Annotated in this window: 11 protein-coding genes and 1 riboswitch; of the genes, 4 read left to right on the top strand and 7 right to left on the bottom strand. The window is 67.0% G+C overall.

Features of this window, described 5'->3' with window-relative positions; translation table 11 throughout:
• Positions 1-100: 100 nt before the first annotated feature.
• Positions 101-334, top strand: a riboswitch (cobalamin riboswitch).
• Between the two features lie 213 nt (positions 335-547).
• From metE to BIZ42_RS10505, 3 genes are all read left to right on the top strand, one after another.
• Positions 548-2,845 carry a 5-methyltetrahydropteroyltriglutamate--homocysteine S-methyltransferase gene (gene metE, locus BIZ42_RS10515; protein WP_070426405.1) on the top strand — a complete coding sequence of 766 codons (2,298 nt, stop codon included), beginning with the start codon at positions 548-550 and terminating at the stop codon, positions 2,843-2,845.
• A 70-nt stretch (positions 2,846-2,915) separates the two neighbouring features.
• Entirely contained in the window at positions 2,916-3,605 is a 690-nt protein-coding gene (locus BIZ42_RS10510; protein WP_070426404.1) for an epoxyqueuosine reductase QueH, read from the top strand.
• A 52-nt stretch (positions 3,606-3,657) separates the two neighbouring features.
• Positions 3,658-4,284 (top strand): nicotinamidase, encoded by a 627-nt coding sequence (locus BIZ42_RS10505; protein ID WP_070426403.1) that lies wholly within the window; start codon positions 3,658-3,660, stop codon positions 4,282-4,284.
• A gap of 34 nt (positions 4,285-4,318) precedes the next feature.
• On the opposite strand, the gene purU is transcribed toward BIZ42_RS10505, so the two are convergent.
• A complete protein-coding gene (gene purU / locus BIZ42_RS10500) occupies positions 4,319-5,170 on the bottom strand; it encodes a formyltetrahydrofolate deformylase (protein WP_019184834.1) in 852 nt (283 codons plus the stop codon).
• A gap of 75 nt (positions 5,171-5,245) precedes the next feature.
• Positions 5,246-7,918 (bottom strand): pyruvate dehydrogenase (acetyl-transferring), homodimeric type, encoded by a 2,673-nt coding sequence (gene aceE / locus BIZ42_RS10495; protein ID WP_070426402.1) that lies wholly within the window; start codon positions 7,916-7,918, stop codon positions 5,246-5,248.
• A gap of 224 nt (positions 7,919-8,142) precedes the next feature.
• Here aceE and BIZ42_RS10490 point away from each other — a divergent pair, with 224 nt between their 5' ends.
• A complete protein-coding gene (locus tag BIZ42_RS10490; protein ID WP_070427505.1) occupies positions 8,143-9,075 on the top strand; it encodes a LysR substrate-binding domain-containing protein in 933 nt (310 codons plus the stop codon).
• A 51-nt stretch (positions 9,076-9,126) separates the two neighbouring features.
• Here the strand turns inward: BIZ42_RS10490 and BIZ42_RS10485 are convergent, their stop codons facing one another.
• The 5 genes from BIZ42_RS10485 to BIZ42_RS10465 all read right to left on the bottom strand — a co-directional run bounded on the left by BIZ42_RS10485 (position 9,127) and on the right by BIZ42_RS10465 (position 15,300).
• On the bottom strand, positions 9,127-10,275 hold the full coding sequence (locus BIZ42_RS10485) for an NADH:flavin oxidoreductase/NADH oxidase (RefSeq protein WP_070426401.1): 1,149 nt from the start codon (positions 10,273-10,275) through the stop codon (positions 9,127-9,129).
• Between the two features lie 58 nt (positions 10,276-10,333).
• Positions 10,334-11,152 (bottom strand): NAD-dependent protein deacetylase, encoded by an 819-nt coding sequence (locus BIZ42_RS10480; RefSeq protein WP_070426400.1) that lies wholly within the window; start codon positions 11,150-11,152, stop codon positions 10,334-10,336.
• Between the two features lie 54 nt (positions 11,153-11,206).
• On the bottom strand, positions 11,207-11,620 hold the full coding sequence (locus BIZ42_RS10475) for an acyl-CoA thioesterase (RefSeq protein WP_070426399.1): 414 nt from the start codon (positions 11,618-11,620) through the stop codon (positions 11,207-11,209).
• Positions 11,621-11,748: 128 nt separating this feature from the next.
• Entirely contained in the window at positions 11,749-12,768 is a 1,020-nt protein-coding gene (locus tag BIZ42_RS10470) for a ribonucleotide-diphosphate reductase subunit beta (protein WP_019184840.1), read from the bottom strand.
• Between the two features lie 147 nt (positions 12,769-12,915).
• The gene (locus tag BIZ42_RS10465) at positions 12,916-15,300 is read right to left on the bottom strand and encodes a ribonucleoside-diphosphate reductase subunit alpha (protein WP_070426398.1); all 2,385 of its coding nucleotides are present in this window, start codon (positions 15,298-15,300) and stop codon (positions 12,916-12,918) included.
• Between the last annotated feature and the right edge of the window lie 129 nt (positions 15,301-15,429).

Here is a 15,429-nt window from a genome sequence, read left to right as displayed (position 1 = left end):
GGTCCAAACGGGCGGGCTTGCAGGGAGATACGCAGGCAGCGGTGGTTTGGATGCAGTGGGCGGATCGCGCAGACGACTTGACCATCGCTCCGCTTCGGCCTACCTTGTGCTCGCCGAAGGTATCCATCTCTTCATGCAGATGAAGGGATGGATTTAAACGGGAATCCGGTGAAGGCGCCTTGCGCGCCCATTCCGGAGCTGCCCCGCAGCGGTGAATGGAAACGACACCTGTCAACAGCACTGGGCCCCTGGGCCTGGGAAGCGGCAGGGAGTAGGTGGGCGCCCGCGCCCGTGTCCATCAGCCCGAATACCGGCCCCGGCCGGGGGACACGACCGTCCCCTGATTCGACCTGGAACGTCCGCGGGGAGGTTGCCGGGGCCTGCCGCCCTGCCGTCTGCATGGCGCTGCCCCCGTGCGTCCGCTTCACGGCATCCGGTTCGCCCGCGGGGGCGAAGGTCGCTGGCGGGGCGGAACGGGCTGCAAGGCCCCGGACGGCGCGCGGTTCCTTCGTTCCTCAATGCCCCTACGCAATGAGGACACGTTCCAATGACCACTGTTACCAACCTGGGTTTCCCGCGCATCGGTGCCAAGCGCGAACTCAAGCGCGCGCTGGAAGCCTTCTGGTCCGGCGAGAGCAGCGCCGCGTCGCTGCAGGACACCGCGGCCGAGCTGCGCGAGCGCCACTGGCAGCTGCAGCGCGAGGCCGGCGTGGATGTGCCACCGAGCAACGATTTCAGCCTGTATGACCAGGTGCTCGATGCCGCCTTCCTGTTCGATGCGATCCCGTCCCGTTATCGCGCGCTCGCCGATGCCGAACCGCTGAGCGGCTACTTCGCGATGGCGCGTGGCCTGCAGCGCGATGGCATCGACCTGCATGCGCTGGAAATGACCAAGTGGTTCGACACCAACTACCACTACCTGGTGCCGGAACTGCAGGCCGGCCAGGCCTTCACGGTGCGCGGCGACAAGCCGCTGGCCGAATACCGCCAGGCCAAGGCGCTGGGGATCGAAACCCGGCCGGTGCTGATCGGGCCGGTCACCTTCCTGCGGTTGTCCAAGACCACCGATGGCAGCAACGCGCTGGATCTGCTCGATGCGCTGCTGCCGGTGTACGTGCAGCTGCTCGGCGAACTCAAGGCGGCCGGCGCGGCGTGGGTGCAGCTGGATGAGCCACTGCTGGTGCAGGACCTGGACGAGGCCACGCGCGCCGCGTTCGAACATGCCTATGCGGTACTGGCGCAGGCCGCGCGCCCCAAGGTGCTGGTGGCGACCTACTTTGGTGCGTTGGAGGACAACCTCGCGCTGGCCGCGGCGTTGCCGGTCGATGGCCTGCATGTGGACCTGGTGCGCGCACCGGAACAGCTCGATGCGGTGATCAAGGCGCTGCCGGCCGGCCGCGTGCTCTCGGCCGGCCTGGTCAACGGCCGCAACATCTGGCGCACCCACCTGGACAACGCGCTGGTGCTGGCGCGATACGCCCACGGCCATGTAGGCAGCGATGCGCTGTGGCTGGCGCCATCGTGTTCGCTGCTGCACACCCCGGTCGATCTGGACCACGAAAAGAAGCTGGACGACGAACTGCGCAGCTGGCTGGCGTTCTCCAGGCAGAAGCTCGGCGAGCTGCGCGTGCTGGCCGATGCGATCGATGCACCGGCGCGTGCCGAAGCGCCGCTCGCCCATTCGCGCGAGTGCATCGAATCGCGCCGTCGTTCGCCACGCGTGCACAACCCGGCCGTCGCCGCCCGCCTGGCCGCGCTGACCCCGGCCGATGCGCAGCGCCACAGCCGCTATCCGCAGCGCCACCTGGCCCAGGCCGCGGCGCTGAAGCTGCCGCGCTTCCCGACCACCACCATCGGCTCGTTCCCGCAGACACTGGAAGTACGTGAGGCGCGTGCCCGCAACAAGTCCGGCAAGCTGTCCGATGCGGATTACGATGCGTTCCTGGCCACCCAGACCGAACACTGCGTGCGCGTGCAGGAGCAGATCGGGCTGGACGTGCTGGTGCACGGCGAGTTCGAGCGCAACGACATGGTCGAGTACTTCGGCGAGCAGCTCGATGGCTTCGCCTTCACCAAGAATGGTTGGGTGCAGAGCTACGGCTCGCGCTGCGTGAAGCCGCCGGTGATCTTCGGCGATGTGACGCGCCCGCAGCCGATGACCGTGCGCTGGTCGCAGTACGCGCAGTCGCTCACCCAGCGGCCGATGAAGGGCATGCTGACCGGCCCGGTGACGGTGCTGCAGTGGTCGTTCGTGCGCGATGACCAGTCCCGTGCGGACACCTGCCGGCAGATCGCGCTGGCCCTGCGCGATGAAGTGACCGACCTGGAGGCCGCCGGCATCGGCGTGATCCAGATCGACGAGCCGGCGATCCGCGAAGGCCTGCCGCTGCGTCGTGCGCAGTGGCGCGACTACCTGGACTGGGCGGTGGAAGCGTTCCGGATCAGTGCCAGCGGCGTGCGCGATGCGACCCAGATCCACACCCACATGTGCTACTCCGAGTTCAACGACATCATCCACTCGGTGGCCGCCATGGATGCGGACGTGATCTCGATCGAGACCTCGCGCTCGCGCATGGAACTGCTCGATGCCTTCGTGCGCTTCCAGTATCCCAACGAGATCGGCCCGGGCGTGTATGACATCCATTCCCCGCGCGTACCGGACAAGGCCGAGATGCTGGCCCTGCTGCGCAAGGCCGCCGAAGTGCTGCGCCCGGAGCAGATCTGGGTCAACCCGGACTGCGGCCTGAAGACCCGTGGCTGGCCGGAAACCCGCGCGGCGCTGGAAGCGCTGGTGGCCGCCGCGCGTGAACTGCGCGAGGAAACGGCAGACGCCAACGCCGCGTGATCGCCTCTTTGTAGACCGCCCCAAGGACCCCATCGCCGCCGTTGCCGGCGGTGGGGTCGACGAGAAACGCATGAACCTGCATGACCTGACACCGATCGACCGACCCACCCTGTCCCTGCCCGACGGGCACACCAGACTGTTGCTGCATTCGTGCTGCGCACCGTGCTCGGGCGAGGTGATGGAAGCGATCACCGCTTCCGGCATCGATTACACGATCTTCTTCTACAACCCCAACATCCACCCGGCGAAGGAATACGAACTGCGCAAACAGGAGAACATCCGCTTCGCCGAGAAACATGGCGTGCCGTTCGTCGACGCCGACTACGACACCGACAACTGGTTCTCGCGTGCGCGCGGCATGGAGAACGAGCCCGAGCGCGGCATCCGCTGCACGATGTGCTTCGACATGCGCTTCGTGCGCACCGCGCTGTACGCGCATGAGAACGGCTTTGCGGTGATCAGCAGCTCGCTGGGCATCTCGCGCTGGAAGGACATGAACCAGATCAACGACTGCGGCCACCGCGCCGCCGCACACTATCCGGGTATCCAGTACTGGGACTACAACTGGCGCAAGGGCGGCGGTGCCGCGCGGATGGTGGAGATCAGCAAGCGCGAGCAGTTCTACCAGCAGGAGTACTGCGGCTGCGTGTACTCGCTGCGCGACGCCAACCGCCACCGCCGCGAGACCGGCCGCGAGCGCATCAAACTGGGCGTGCTGTACTACGGCGATGGCACCTCCCGGCAGGGCGACGCCGACTGACCGCTGCGGGGGCGTCGGCTAGACTGGGCGCCCCCACCGTTGTGAAGCCGCCATGAGCCGTTACCCCGCCGATGTCGCCCTGGTCGTGATCGACCTGCAGCCGGATTTCATGCCCGGTGGTGCGCTGGCCTGCGTGGACGGCGATGCGATCGTGCCGGACATTGCGGCGCTGCTGGCCGAACGCCGTTACGGCACCGTGGTGGCGACCCAGGACTGGCACCCGGCCGACCACGCCTCCTTCGCCAGCCAGCACCCGGGCCACCTCCCGTTCGAGGCGATCCTGCTGCACGCGCAGCCGCAGACCCTGTGGCCGGACCACTGCGTGCAGGGCAGCGCCGGTGCCGTGCTGCACCCGGGCGTGGACTGGACGGTGGCTGACCTGATCCTGCGCAAGGGCACCCGCCGCGCGGTGGACTCGTACAGTGCCTTCCGTGAGAACCACGGTCCCGACGGGACCCGCCCGGCCACCGGCCTGGCCGGCTGGCTGCATGAGCGCGGCATCCGCGAGGTGCATGTGTGCGGCCTGGCGCGCGATTACTGCGTGCTGTGGAGCGCCCAGGACGCGGTGAAGTCCGGCTTCCGGGTCAAATTCCATTGGGACCTGACCCGACCGGTGACCGACGCCAACGATGGGATGGTGCGCGAGACGTTGGCGAAGGCGAAGATCGCGGTGGTCTGACGGGCGGCACCGGCACCGGCGCCGGCGCCGCAGTTCAGCGGAACACGACGGTGCGATGTCCGTTGCGCAGGATGCGGTGCTCCACATGCCGGCGTACCGCGCGTGCCAGCACCTGCGATTCGGTATCGCTGCCCAGCCGCACCAGATCGCGCGGCGTCATCGCATGGTCCACGCGCGCCACGTCCTGTTCGATGATCGGGCCTTCGTCCAGATCCGGGGTCACGTAGTGCGCGGTCGCACCGATGATCTTGACCCCGCGCGCGTGCGCCTGGTGATACGGCTGGGCGCCCTTGAAGCTGGGCAGGAAGCTGTGGTGGATGTTGATCGCACGCCCGGCCAGCGCCTCGCACAGGCGCGGCGACAGAATCTGCATGTAGCGCGCCAGCACCACCAGGTCGATCTGCTCGCGCTCGACCAGGTCGATGATCTGCTGCTCCTGCACGGCGCGGTTGTCCGCGTTGACCGGCAGGTGATGGAACGGCACGCCGTACGAGCCGGCCAGCGCGGCGAAGTCCTCGTGATTGGAGGCCACCGCCGCGATGTCCACCTGCAGCTGCCGGCTGTGCGCACGGAACAGCAGGTCATTGAGGCAATGCCCCTGCCTGCTCACCAGCACCAGCAGCCGTGCCCGGCGGCGGGCATCATGCAGCTGCCAGTCCATGCCGAACTCGGCGGCCAGCGTGGCCATGCGGGCTTCCACGTCGCCCAGTGACTGATCGGCGGCCCGATCGAAGTGCACGCGCAGGAAGAACCGGCCGCTCTCGTCGTCGCCGAACTGCTGGGCATCGAGGATGTTGCAGCCCAGCTCGAACAACAGGCCGGACACACGGTAGACGATCCCGGTACGGTCCGGGCATGACAGGGTGAGGATGGAATCGGGGCGCATCCGGCCAGTGTAAGCGAGCACCGCCGGGCTGCGGTCGATGCTCTCAGATGCAACCAAGGGTGCCCGTGCCAGCAGTTACACCGCCGTCGGGTCCACCTTTTCCACATCGATCCCGTACCGGTCGATCGCCACCTGCAGCTGGGCACGTTCGATCCGGCCCTCATCGGCCAGCGACTTGAGCGCGGCAAGGACGATGAAGTGGCGGTCGACTTCAAAGAACGTACGCAGTGACTCGCGCGTGTCCGAGCGGCCGAAGCCATCAGTGCCCAGGGCGGTGAAGCGGCGGCCGTCGATGAAGGGACGGATCTGGTCGCCGACGATCTTCATGTAGTCGGTGGCCACGATCACCGGGCCGGGGTGCGCGGCCAGGCACTGTTGCACGTACGGCACCCGCGGTTCCTGCACCGGATGCAGCAGGTTCCAGCGCTCGACCGCCAGGCCATCGCGGCGCAGCTCGGTGAGGCTGGTGGCGCTCCACACATCGCTGGCGATGCCGAAATCCTGCTGCAGCAGCGACGCCGCGGCTTCCACTTCGCGCAGGATCGCGCCGCTGCCCATCAGCTGCACGCGCAGCGCAGGGTCGCTGTCGGCGGCGGCAGGGTGCAGCAGGTACAGGCCCTTGAGGATGCCCGCTTCACTGCCTTCGGGCAGTGCCGGGTGCGGATAGGCCTCGTTGAGCACGGTGATGTAGTAGTAGATGTCTTCCTGGTCCACGTACATCCGGCGCAGGCCGTCCTGGATGATCACCGCCAGTTCGAAGTTGTAGGTGGGATCGAAGGAGACGCAGCTGGGGATCACCGAGGACAGCACATGGCTGTGGCCGTCGTCGTGCTGCAGCCCCTCGCCCATCAGCGTGGTACGCCCGGAGGTGGCACCGAGCAGGAAGCCGCGGGTGCGCGCATCGGCAGCCGCCCAGGCCAGGTCGCCCACGCGCTGCAGGCCGAACATCGAATAGAAGATGTAGAACGGAATCGTGGCCAGGCCGTGGTTGCTGTAGGCCGTGCCGGCGGCGATCCATGAGCAGATCGCACCGGATTCGTTGATGCCTTCCTGCAGGATCTGGCCGTCCTTGGCTTCCTTGTAGTAGCTCAGCTGGCCGGCGTCCTGAGGGGTGTACAACTGGCCGAGGTAGGAGTGGATGCCGATCTGGCGGAACAGGCCTTCCATGCCGAACGTGCGTGATTCATCGGGCACGATGGGGATGATCAGCTTGCCCAGTTCGGGGTCCTTGAGCAGCGTGGTGAGGATGCGCACGAAGCCCATCGTGGTGGACTGGCCGCGTTCGCCACTGCCCTGCAGCTGGGTGGCGAAGGCCGACAGCGCCGGCACCGGCAACGGATCGACGTGGGTCAGGCGCGCCGGCAGCTGGCCGCCCTGGGCCTGGCGGCGCTGCGCGAAGTAACGCGCTTCGGCGCTGCCCGGCGCCGGGCGCAGGTAGGGCATCTCCTCCAGCTGGTCGTCACTGACCGGCAGATCAAACCGATCACGGAACGCACGCACGGCATCGGCGCTCATCTTCTTGAGCTGGTGGTTGATATTCTGGCCTTCACCGGCCTCGCCCATGCCGAAGCCCTTGACCGTCTTGGCCAGGATCACGCTTGGCCGGCCGTTGCCGGCGACCGCCTGCGCGTAGGCGGCGTAGACCTTCTGCGGATCGTGACCGCCGCGCGCGAGCGCCCAGATCTCGTCATCGCTCAGGTCCGCGACCAGCGCCAGCAACTCGGGATACTTGCCGAAGAAATGCTCGCGCACATAGGCACCGTTCTGCGACTTGAAGGTCTGGTAGTCGCCATCCACGCATTCCATCATCCGCTGGCGCAGCAGGCCGGTGCTGTCCTTGGCCAGCAGCGCGTCCCAGCCACCGCCCCAGATCACCTTGATGACGTTCCAGCCGGCGGCGCGGAAGGTGCCTTCCAGTTCCTGGATCACCTTGGCGTTGCCGCGCACCGGGCCGTCCAGCCGCTGCAGATTGCAGTTCACCACGAACACCAGGTTGTCCAGGCGTTCGCGCCCGGCCACGGAAATGGCGGCCAGCGATTCGGGCTGGTCCATTTCGCCATCACCCAGGAAGGCCCAGACCTTGCGGCCCTGGTGCTCCTTCAACCCGCGGTATTCCAGATAGCGCATGTAGCGCGCCTGGTAGGCGGCGGTGAGCGGCCCCAGCCCCATCGAGACCGTGGGGAACTGCCAGAAGTCCGGCATCAGGCGCGGGTGCGGATACGAGGACAGGCCATCACGGTCGGATTCGCGGCGGAAGTTGTCCATCCGTTCCGGTGCGATGCGGCCTTCGACGAACGCACGGCCGTAGATGCCCGGCGCCGAGTGGCCCTGGATGTAGATCATGTCGCCGTCGAAGCTGTCGGTGCGGCCGCGGAAGAAGTGATCGAAGCCGACGTCGTACAGCACCGCTGCGGACTGATACGTGGCGATGTGGCCGCCCACGTTGGAGTGCTTGCCGGCGCGCAGCACCATCACCATCGCGTTCCAGCGGATCATCGCGTTGAGCCGGCGCTCGATGCCGAGGTCGCCCGGGTAGGCCGGCTGGCGTTCCACGGGAATGGTGTTGGTGTAGGCGGTCCACACGCGGCCATGCAGGTCGCCATGGCGGGCCGTGTCCAGCTCGGTCAGCTGGTCCATCAGGTAATGCGCGCGCTGGCGGCCGGCGGCGTGGATGACCGCCTCCAGCGACTCACGCCATTCCTGGGTTTCCTGCGGGTCGGTATCGAGGGGGGCGAGCGCTGGGTTCATGTCCATCTCCGGGGAAGGCTGCCAGGCCGTGCGCAGGACGCGACGGCAGCGGGGGCGGCACAACGCGGAAGCGGCGTCGCCCAGGCTGCGGAGCCGGGCGAGCAGGCAACCTGGCGGTTGCGGGACAGGCACGATAAGCAGGCCCCAGCGGGGCGGGTAGACCGGATGGGCTTGGCGCTTTATAAAGAAATTCTTTCCAATGGAGCGCGAGAATGGCGGCCAGCATGAACATTCTCCAGTCAATCCGCAGCTTCATCCGGACCGCCGATGCCGGCAGCCTGGCCGCGGCCGCGCGGACGCTGGGGGTCAGTCCGGCGGCGGTCGGGCAGAACATCGCCCGGCTGGAGGCGCATCTGGGCGTGCGCCTGCTCAACCGCACCACCCGCACCCTGGCCCTGACCGAGCGCGGCGCGCTGTACCTGGCCCAGGTGCGCCATATCGAGCGCGACCTGCAGCGCGCCCAGGCTGCCGTGACCGATCTGGACGCCACGCCCGAAGGGCGCCTGCGGATCGCCAGCAGCACCGCCTTCGGCCGGCACGCGCTGGCGCCGCTGCTGCCCTCGCTGCAGGCGCGCTTCCGGCGCCTGGCGATCGAACTGCTGCTCACCGACCGCAGCGTGGACCACGCCCACGAAGACGTGGACGTGAGCATCCGGATCGAGCCGCAGTTGGAGGAAGGCCTGGTGGCGCGCCCGATCGCGCAGGTGCCGTTCGTGTTCTGCGCGGCCCCGTCCTATCTCGCGCGGGCCGGCATTCCGCTGACGCCGGAGGCACTGCGCGAGCACCGCTGTCTGCTGCTGCGCTACCCGCTGGACGGGCGCTACCTGCCGTGGGGCTTCGTGCGCGACGGCATGCGTTTCGATGCCGAGGTCGCCCCGGCGCTGGTCAGCGACGACATCGATGCGCTGGCCGCGATGGCAGTGGCCGGCGGCGGCATCACCCGGCTGGCCGCGTTCGTCGCCGCGCCCTATCTCGCGCGCGGTGAGCTGCAGGCGCTGTTCGAGCCCGGCGATGCGCAGAGCACGCAGGCCTCACCGGAGCCGATGCGGTTGTTCCTGTGCGTCAGCGATCGCCGCGATCTGACCCCGAAGGTGCGGGCGCTGATGCAGCACATCATCGAGGGGCTGCCGCCCGCATGGCGGGTGGGCGCCGGCTGAGCGCAGGGCCACCCGGGATGCCGGCCAGCGGCCGGCACGACCTTTCGCGGGTCAGCGTTCCGGGGCGATGAACACACCGCGGGCTTCGCGCGGTTCGCAGCGCAGGTACTGCGGTGCCGGTGCCACCGAATCGCCGAGTGCGGCGGCGGCATGCCACGGCCAGCGCGGGTCGTAGAGGATGCCGCGGGCCAGCGCGATCGCATCGGCGTGGCCATGGCGCAGGATCGATTCGGCCTGCGAGGGCTCGGTGATCAGGCCGACCGCGATGACCGGCATGCGCAGCTTGTGCGCCTTGATCGCCTGCGCGAACGGCACCTGGTAGCCCGGCGACAGCGGAATCTGCTGGCGCGTGTCATTGCCGCCACTGGAGACGTGCAGGAACTGGCACCCGCGCGCATCCAGCACGTGCGCCAGGGTCGTGCTCTGCTCGATGTCCCAGCCGCCGGCCACCCAGTCGCTGGCGGAGATGCGCACACCGACGGCAATGCGATCGGACACCGCTTCGCGCACCGCATCGAACACGCGCACCAGCAGGCGCATGCGGTTCTCCAGCGAACCACCGTATTCGTCCTCGCGGCGGTTGCTCAGCGGCGACAGGAACTGGTGCAGCAGATAACCGTGCGCGGCATGCAGTTCGATCAGGTCCATGCCCACCCGTTCGGCGCGACGTGCCGCCGCCGCGAAGGCGTCCACGATGGCATCGATGCCGGCCAGATCCAGTTCGGTCGGGGTCGGATCGGTCTTGGCGAACGGCAGCGCGGACGGCGCGACCGTGGGCCACGCGCGCGGATCGGACGGGTCCATCGCGCCGCCGCCTTCCCACGGCTTGTTGACCGAGGCCTTGCGGCCCGCATGGCCCAACTGCACGCCCAGCGGCATCGGCGACCACTGCCTGACCGAGGCCACGACCGAGGCCAGCGCGGCTTCGGTAGCATCATCCCACAGGCCCAGATCGGCCCAGCTGATGCGGCCTTCCGGCAGCACGGCGGTGGCTTCCAGGATCAGCAGGCCGGCGCCGGACTGCGACAGCTGCCCGAGGTGGATGCGGTGCCAGTCATTGGCCAGGCCGTCGGTGCAGGAGTACTGGCACATCGGCGCGATCACGATACGGTTGGGCAGGGACAACGGGCCGAAGGAAATGGAGGAAAAGAGCTGGCTCAAGGGGGGAACTCGGGAAGAGGAAATGGAACCGGGCGCCATTGCACTCCTGTGCGGCGGCGGAGGCAACCGTGCCAGTGGATCAGTGTTTCGCAGCGGCTCAGGCGGTGGCGGTCCCCGGCAGCAGGAAGGCCAGCGCGTCGGCGCAGGACTGGTCGACCTTCAGGCTCAGCAGCGCATCGGCGCGGGTAAGCCCGCGGTTGAGCGCGGCGATCGGCAACCCGGCCTGGGCCGCGGCCTGCACGAAGCGAAAGCCGGAATAGACCATCAGCGAGGAGCCGACCACCAGCACCGCATCGGCGCGCTGCAGATGGTCGTGAACGGTGGCCACGCGCTCACGCGGCACGCTTTCACCGAAGAACACGACATCCGGCTTGAGCACGCCGCCGCAGGCCGGGCAGGCCGGCACCTGGAAGGACGAGAAATCCATGTCCAGATCAGCGTCGCCGTCTGGCGCCTGCGCAGCCTCCAGATGCTCCCAGCCCGGATTGAGCGCCAACAGCCGGTGCTGGAACGCCTCGCGCGGCGTGCGGGCTTCGCAGCCCATGCAGCGCACCTGGTCCAGCCGCCCATGCAGATCGATCACCGTCTCGCTGCCCGCCCGCTGATGCAGGCGGTCGACATTCTGGGTGAGCAGCAGCTCGACCTGGCCACGGGCTTCCAGCGCGGCGAGCGCAGCATGCGTGCCGTTCGGCTGGGCCCAACCGAACCGTGGCCAGCCCAGCAGGCTGCGCGCCCAATAGCGCTGGCGCGTGGCCAGCTCACCCATGAATGCCTGATAGGTGACCGGCGGCGTCCGCTTCCACTGGCCATCGGCATCGCGGTAATCCGGGATGCCCGAATCGGTGCTGCAGCCCGCGCCGGTCAGCACGAACAGGCGCTGGGCGCGGTCGATGAACTCGGCGAGAGGTGTGCTCATGGACAGCAGATGGGGGCGCAGGGGGGGTGAGGCAATCCGGAGATCGGGAGCCGCTTACGGGCCCGGGATGTCACCCGGCAGCGACGGGACACTGGTCGGGTGGCCGTCGGTATCCAGCGCGATCATCACGAAGTGCCCGCGCGTGCACAGCTTGCGCTCACCGGTGTGGAGATCTTCGGCGATCAGTTCGACCTCGACCTTCATCGAGCTGCGGCCAACTTCGACGATGCGGCCGACGGTTTCCACCATCTGGCCGATGCGGATCGGCAGCTTGAAATCGACCTGGTCCGAGCGCGCGGTGACCACGGTGCGGCGCGAGTAGCGGGCCGCGGCCAGGAACGCCGCCTTGTCCATCCAGGCCAGTGCCTGGCCACCGAACAGAGTGCCCAGGTGGTTGGTGTGGTTGGGGAACACGATTTCGGCCATGCGGACTTCGATGGGCGGGATGGTTTCGGGGATCGGGGTCATGGCGGGGGCCGGGAGTGGTGGGGTGGCGCGGATGATACGACAGGGGGGTGGATGGGTCGCGTAGAGCGCAGACGAAAAAGCCCCGGAACAGGTCCGGGGCTCTTGGGAATCACGACGCGAGCGTCAGATCAGAACGACATGTCGAACGACACTTCGCCCTTCACGCCCACCTGGTAGGCCGACGAACGGCGCTCGAAGAAGTTGGTCAACTCCTGCACGTCCTGCAGCTCCATGAAGCTCAGCGGATTGCGCACGTTGTACTTCTTCTCCATGCCCAGGCGATGGAAATGATTGTCCGCGCAATGCTGCAGATACTGGCGCATGTCACGCGTCGAAATGCCTGCCACGCCGCCCGACAGCACGTCCTCGGCGAACTGCACTTCGCACTCGATCGCCTCGGCCAGCATGTCATACACCTGCTGCTTCATCGCATCGTCGAACAGGTCCGGCTCTTCCTCGCGGATCACGTCCACGCACTCGAAGGCGAACTCCATGTGCGCGCTCTCGTCGCGGAACACCCAGTTGGTACCCGAGGCCAGACCGTTGAGCAGGCCACGCGAACGGAAGTAGTAGACGTAGGCGAAGGCCGCGAAGAAGAACAGGCCCTCGATGCACGCCGCAAAGCAGATCTGGTTGAGCAGGAACTGGCGACGCTCGTCACGGGTCTCGATGCGCTTCAGGTTCTGGATCGAGTCGATCCACTTGAAGCAGAAGTCCGCCTTCTTCTTGATCGAGTCGATGTTCTCCACCGCGTCGAACGCCTTGGCGCGCTCGTCCGGATCGGGCAGGTAGTTGTCGAGCAGGGTCAGGTAGAACTGCACGTGCAGCGCCTCTTCGTACAGCTGGCGCGACAGGTACATGCGCGCTTCCGGCGCATTCAGGTGCTGATACAGGTTCAGCACCAGATTGTTGGACACGATCGAATCGCCGGTGGCGAAGAACGCGACCAGGCGGTGGATCAGGTGGCGCTCGCCCGGCGACATCTTGCCGTGCAGGTCGCTGATGTCGATCTGGAAATTGATTTCCTCGACCGTCCAGGTGTTCTTGATGGCGTTGCGATACATGTCATAGAACTGCGGGTAGCGCATCGGGCGCAACGTCAGTTCGAAACCTGGATCGAGCAGCATTTGACGAGGCTTGTCGGCCATGGTGTTTCGTCCTTCTTGGCAACGACCGACCAACGGTCGGTCACTACCGGATGTGTGATTTTTCCGGCGGAACCGGTGTTCCCGGATAGGCGCCGACGTTGGTCGGTTCACCCGGCGGTGCCGGCCCGGTGGGCCGGCACGCCTTGTTTACTGGCACGCCTCGCAGCTTTCCGGGTTTTCCAGCGAGCAGGCGACGGCTTCGACCGGGGTGTAGCTGCTGACGGTCGTCTTGGCGATCTTGGTCGCCGGGCGCGAACGCAGGTAGTACGTGGTCTTGATGCCCTGCTTCCAGGCGTACATGTACATGGAGGACATCGCGCCGATGCTCGGGCTTTCCATGAACAGGTTGAGCGAGGCGGACTGGTCGATGAATGCGCCGCGGTCGGCGGCCATGTCGATCAGCGAACGCATCGGCAGTTCCCAGGCGGTGCGGTACACGTGGCGCAGGGTTTCCGGGATCTGGGTGATGCCCTGGATCGAGCCTTCGGCCAGCTTGATCGCGTCGCGCATTTCCGGGGTCCAGTGGCCCAGCTTCTTGAGCTCGTTCACCAGGTAACGGTTGACCTGCAGGAAGTCGCCGGACAGCGTTTCGCGCTTGAACAGGTTGGACACCTGCGGCTCGACGCACTCGTAGCAACCGGCGATCGAGGCGATGGTCGCGGTCGGGGCGATCGCGATCAGCAGCGAGTTGCGCAGGCCGTGTTCCTTGATGCGCTCACGCAGGGCATCCCAACGCGCGGTGTCTTCGGGCACCACGTTCCAGGCATCGAACTGCAGCTCGCCGCTGGCGGCACGGGTGTCGGCGAAGGACGGGTGCTTGCCGCGTTCCTGGGCCAGCTCGCACGAGGTTTCCAGCGCGTGGAAGTAGATCGTCTCGGCGATCTTCTTCGACAGCGTACGGGCTTCGGCACTGTCGAAGGCCAGGCGCTTGCGGAAGAACACGTCCTGCAGGCCCATGCAGCCCAGGCCGACCGGACGCCAGCGCAGGTTGCCGCGGCGGGCGGTTTCGATCGGGTAGAAGTTCAGGTCGATCACGCGGTCGAGCTGACGCACGGCCAGGCGCACGGTGTCGGCCAGCTTGTCGAAATCGAACTCGCCGTGGCCGTCGAAATGATTGCCCAGGTTGATCGAGCCCAGGTTGCACACCGCGGTCTCTTCGGCCGAGGTGATTTCCAGGATTTCGGTGCACAGGTTGGACAGGTGGATCACGTTGCCCGGGCGCAGCGTCTGGTTGCTGGCGCGGTTGCACTTGTCCTTGAAGGTCATCCAGCCGTTGCCGGTCTCGGCCAGGGTACGCATCATCCGCGAGTACAGCTTGCGGGCGGAGATCGTGCGCTGGGCCTTGCCCTGGGCTTCGGCCTGCAGGTAAGCCTGCTCGAAGGCTTCGCCGAACAGATCGGTGAACTCGGGCACCACGCTCGGATCGAACAGCGACCATTCCTGGTCGGCCTCCACGCGCTGCATGAACAGGTCCGGCACCCAGTTGGCCAGGTTCAGGTTGTGCGCACGGCGCGATTCGTCACCGGTATTGTCACGCAGTTCGAGGAAGTCCTCGACGTCGGCGTGCCAGGTTTCCAGGTACACGCAGGCCGCGCCCTTGCGCTTGCCGCCCTGGTTCACTGCGGCGACCGAGGAATCCATGGTCTTCAGCCACGGCACGATGCCGTTGGAATGGCCGTTGGTGGACTTGATCAGCGAACCGCGCGAACGCACGCGGCTGTAGCTGACGCCGATGCCGCCGCTGAACTTGGAGAGCTGGGCGATGTCGCCGTACTTGGCGTAGATCGACTCCAGCGAATCCTGCGGCGAATCCAGCAGGAAGCACGAGGACAGCTGCTCATGCGTGGTGCCGGAGTTGAACAGCGTCGGGCTGGACGGCAGGTAATCCAGGTTGCCCATGCGCTTGTACAGCGCCAGGGTTTCCGGCACGTCTTCGCTCAGCGCGCTGGCGATGCGCAGGAAGAACTGCTGCGGGGTCTCGATCACCTTGCGGGTGTGCGGATGGCGCAGCAGGTAACGGTCGTACAGGGTACGCAGGCCGAAGTAATCGAAATGCAGGTCCAGCGACGGATCGATCGCGTCGTTGAGCTTGCGGGCGTTGACCTGCACGAACTCCAGCAGGCGCGCGTTGATCAGGCCCACTTCGTGGCCGCGGCCAACCGACTGCGAGAACGCATGGATTTCCTGGCCGGACACTTCCTTGGCGATGAAGTTGGCCAGCAGGCGCGCGGCGAGGCGGCCGTATTCGGGTTCTTCACCGATCAGCAGCGCCGAGGTGCGGATGGACAGTTCGTCCAGCTCCTGGGTGGTCGCGCCGTTGTACAGGCCGGAGATGGTGCGGGTCGCAACGCGCATCGGATCCACCGCATGCAGACCTTCGCAGCAGCGCTGTACCGCGCGCACGATCTTGTTCAGGTCCACCAGTTCGGTCGTGCCATTGCGCTTGGTCACGCTCATGGCGGTCGCCGTGGGCGGCGAGGTCAGCAGGAATTCGCTTTCCTTATCGATAGCTGCGCTGGTTTCGGTGCTCACGGCGTTTTCCTCTTGGCGTGATTTGGGGTGGTACAGCGTGGGTCTGCCTGGCAGGCGCCGGAACCGATGCAGAGATGCTCAGGGTGGACTAACGGCGTCGCAGGAGCCGCGACCCGGGCAGGCAAGCCT

The sequence above is a fragment of the Stenotrophomonas sp. LM091 genome, assembly GCF_001806305.1.
Lineage (GTDB): Bacteria > Pseudomonadota > Gammaproteobacteria > Xanthomonadales > Xanthomonadaceae > Stenotrophomonas > Stenotrophomonas bentonitica_A.
This window is presented reverse-complemented; position numbering and strand designations above follow the sequence as displayed.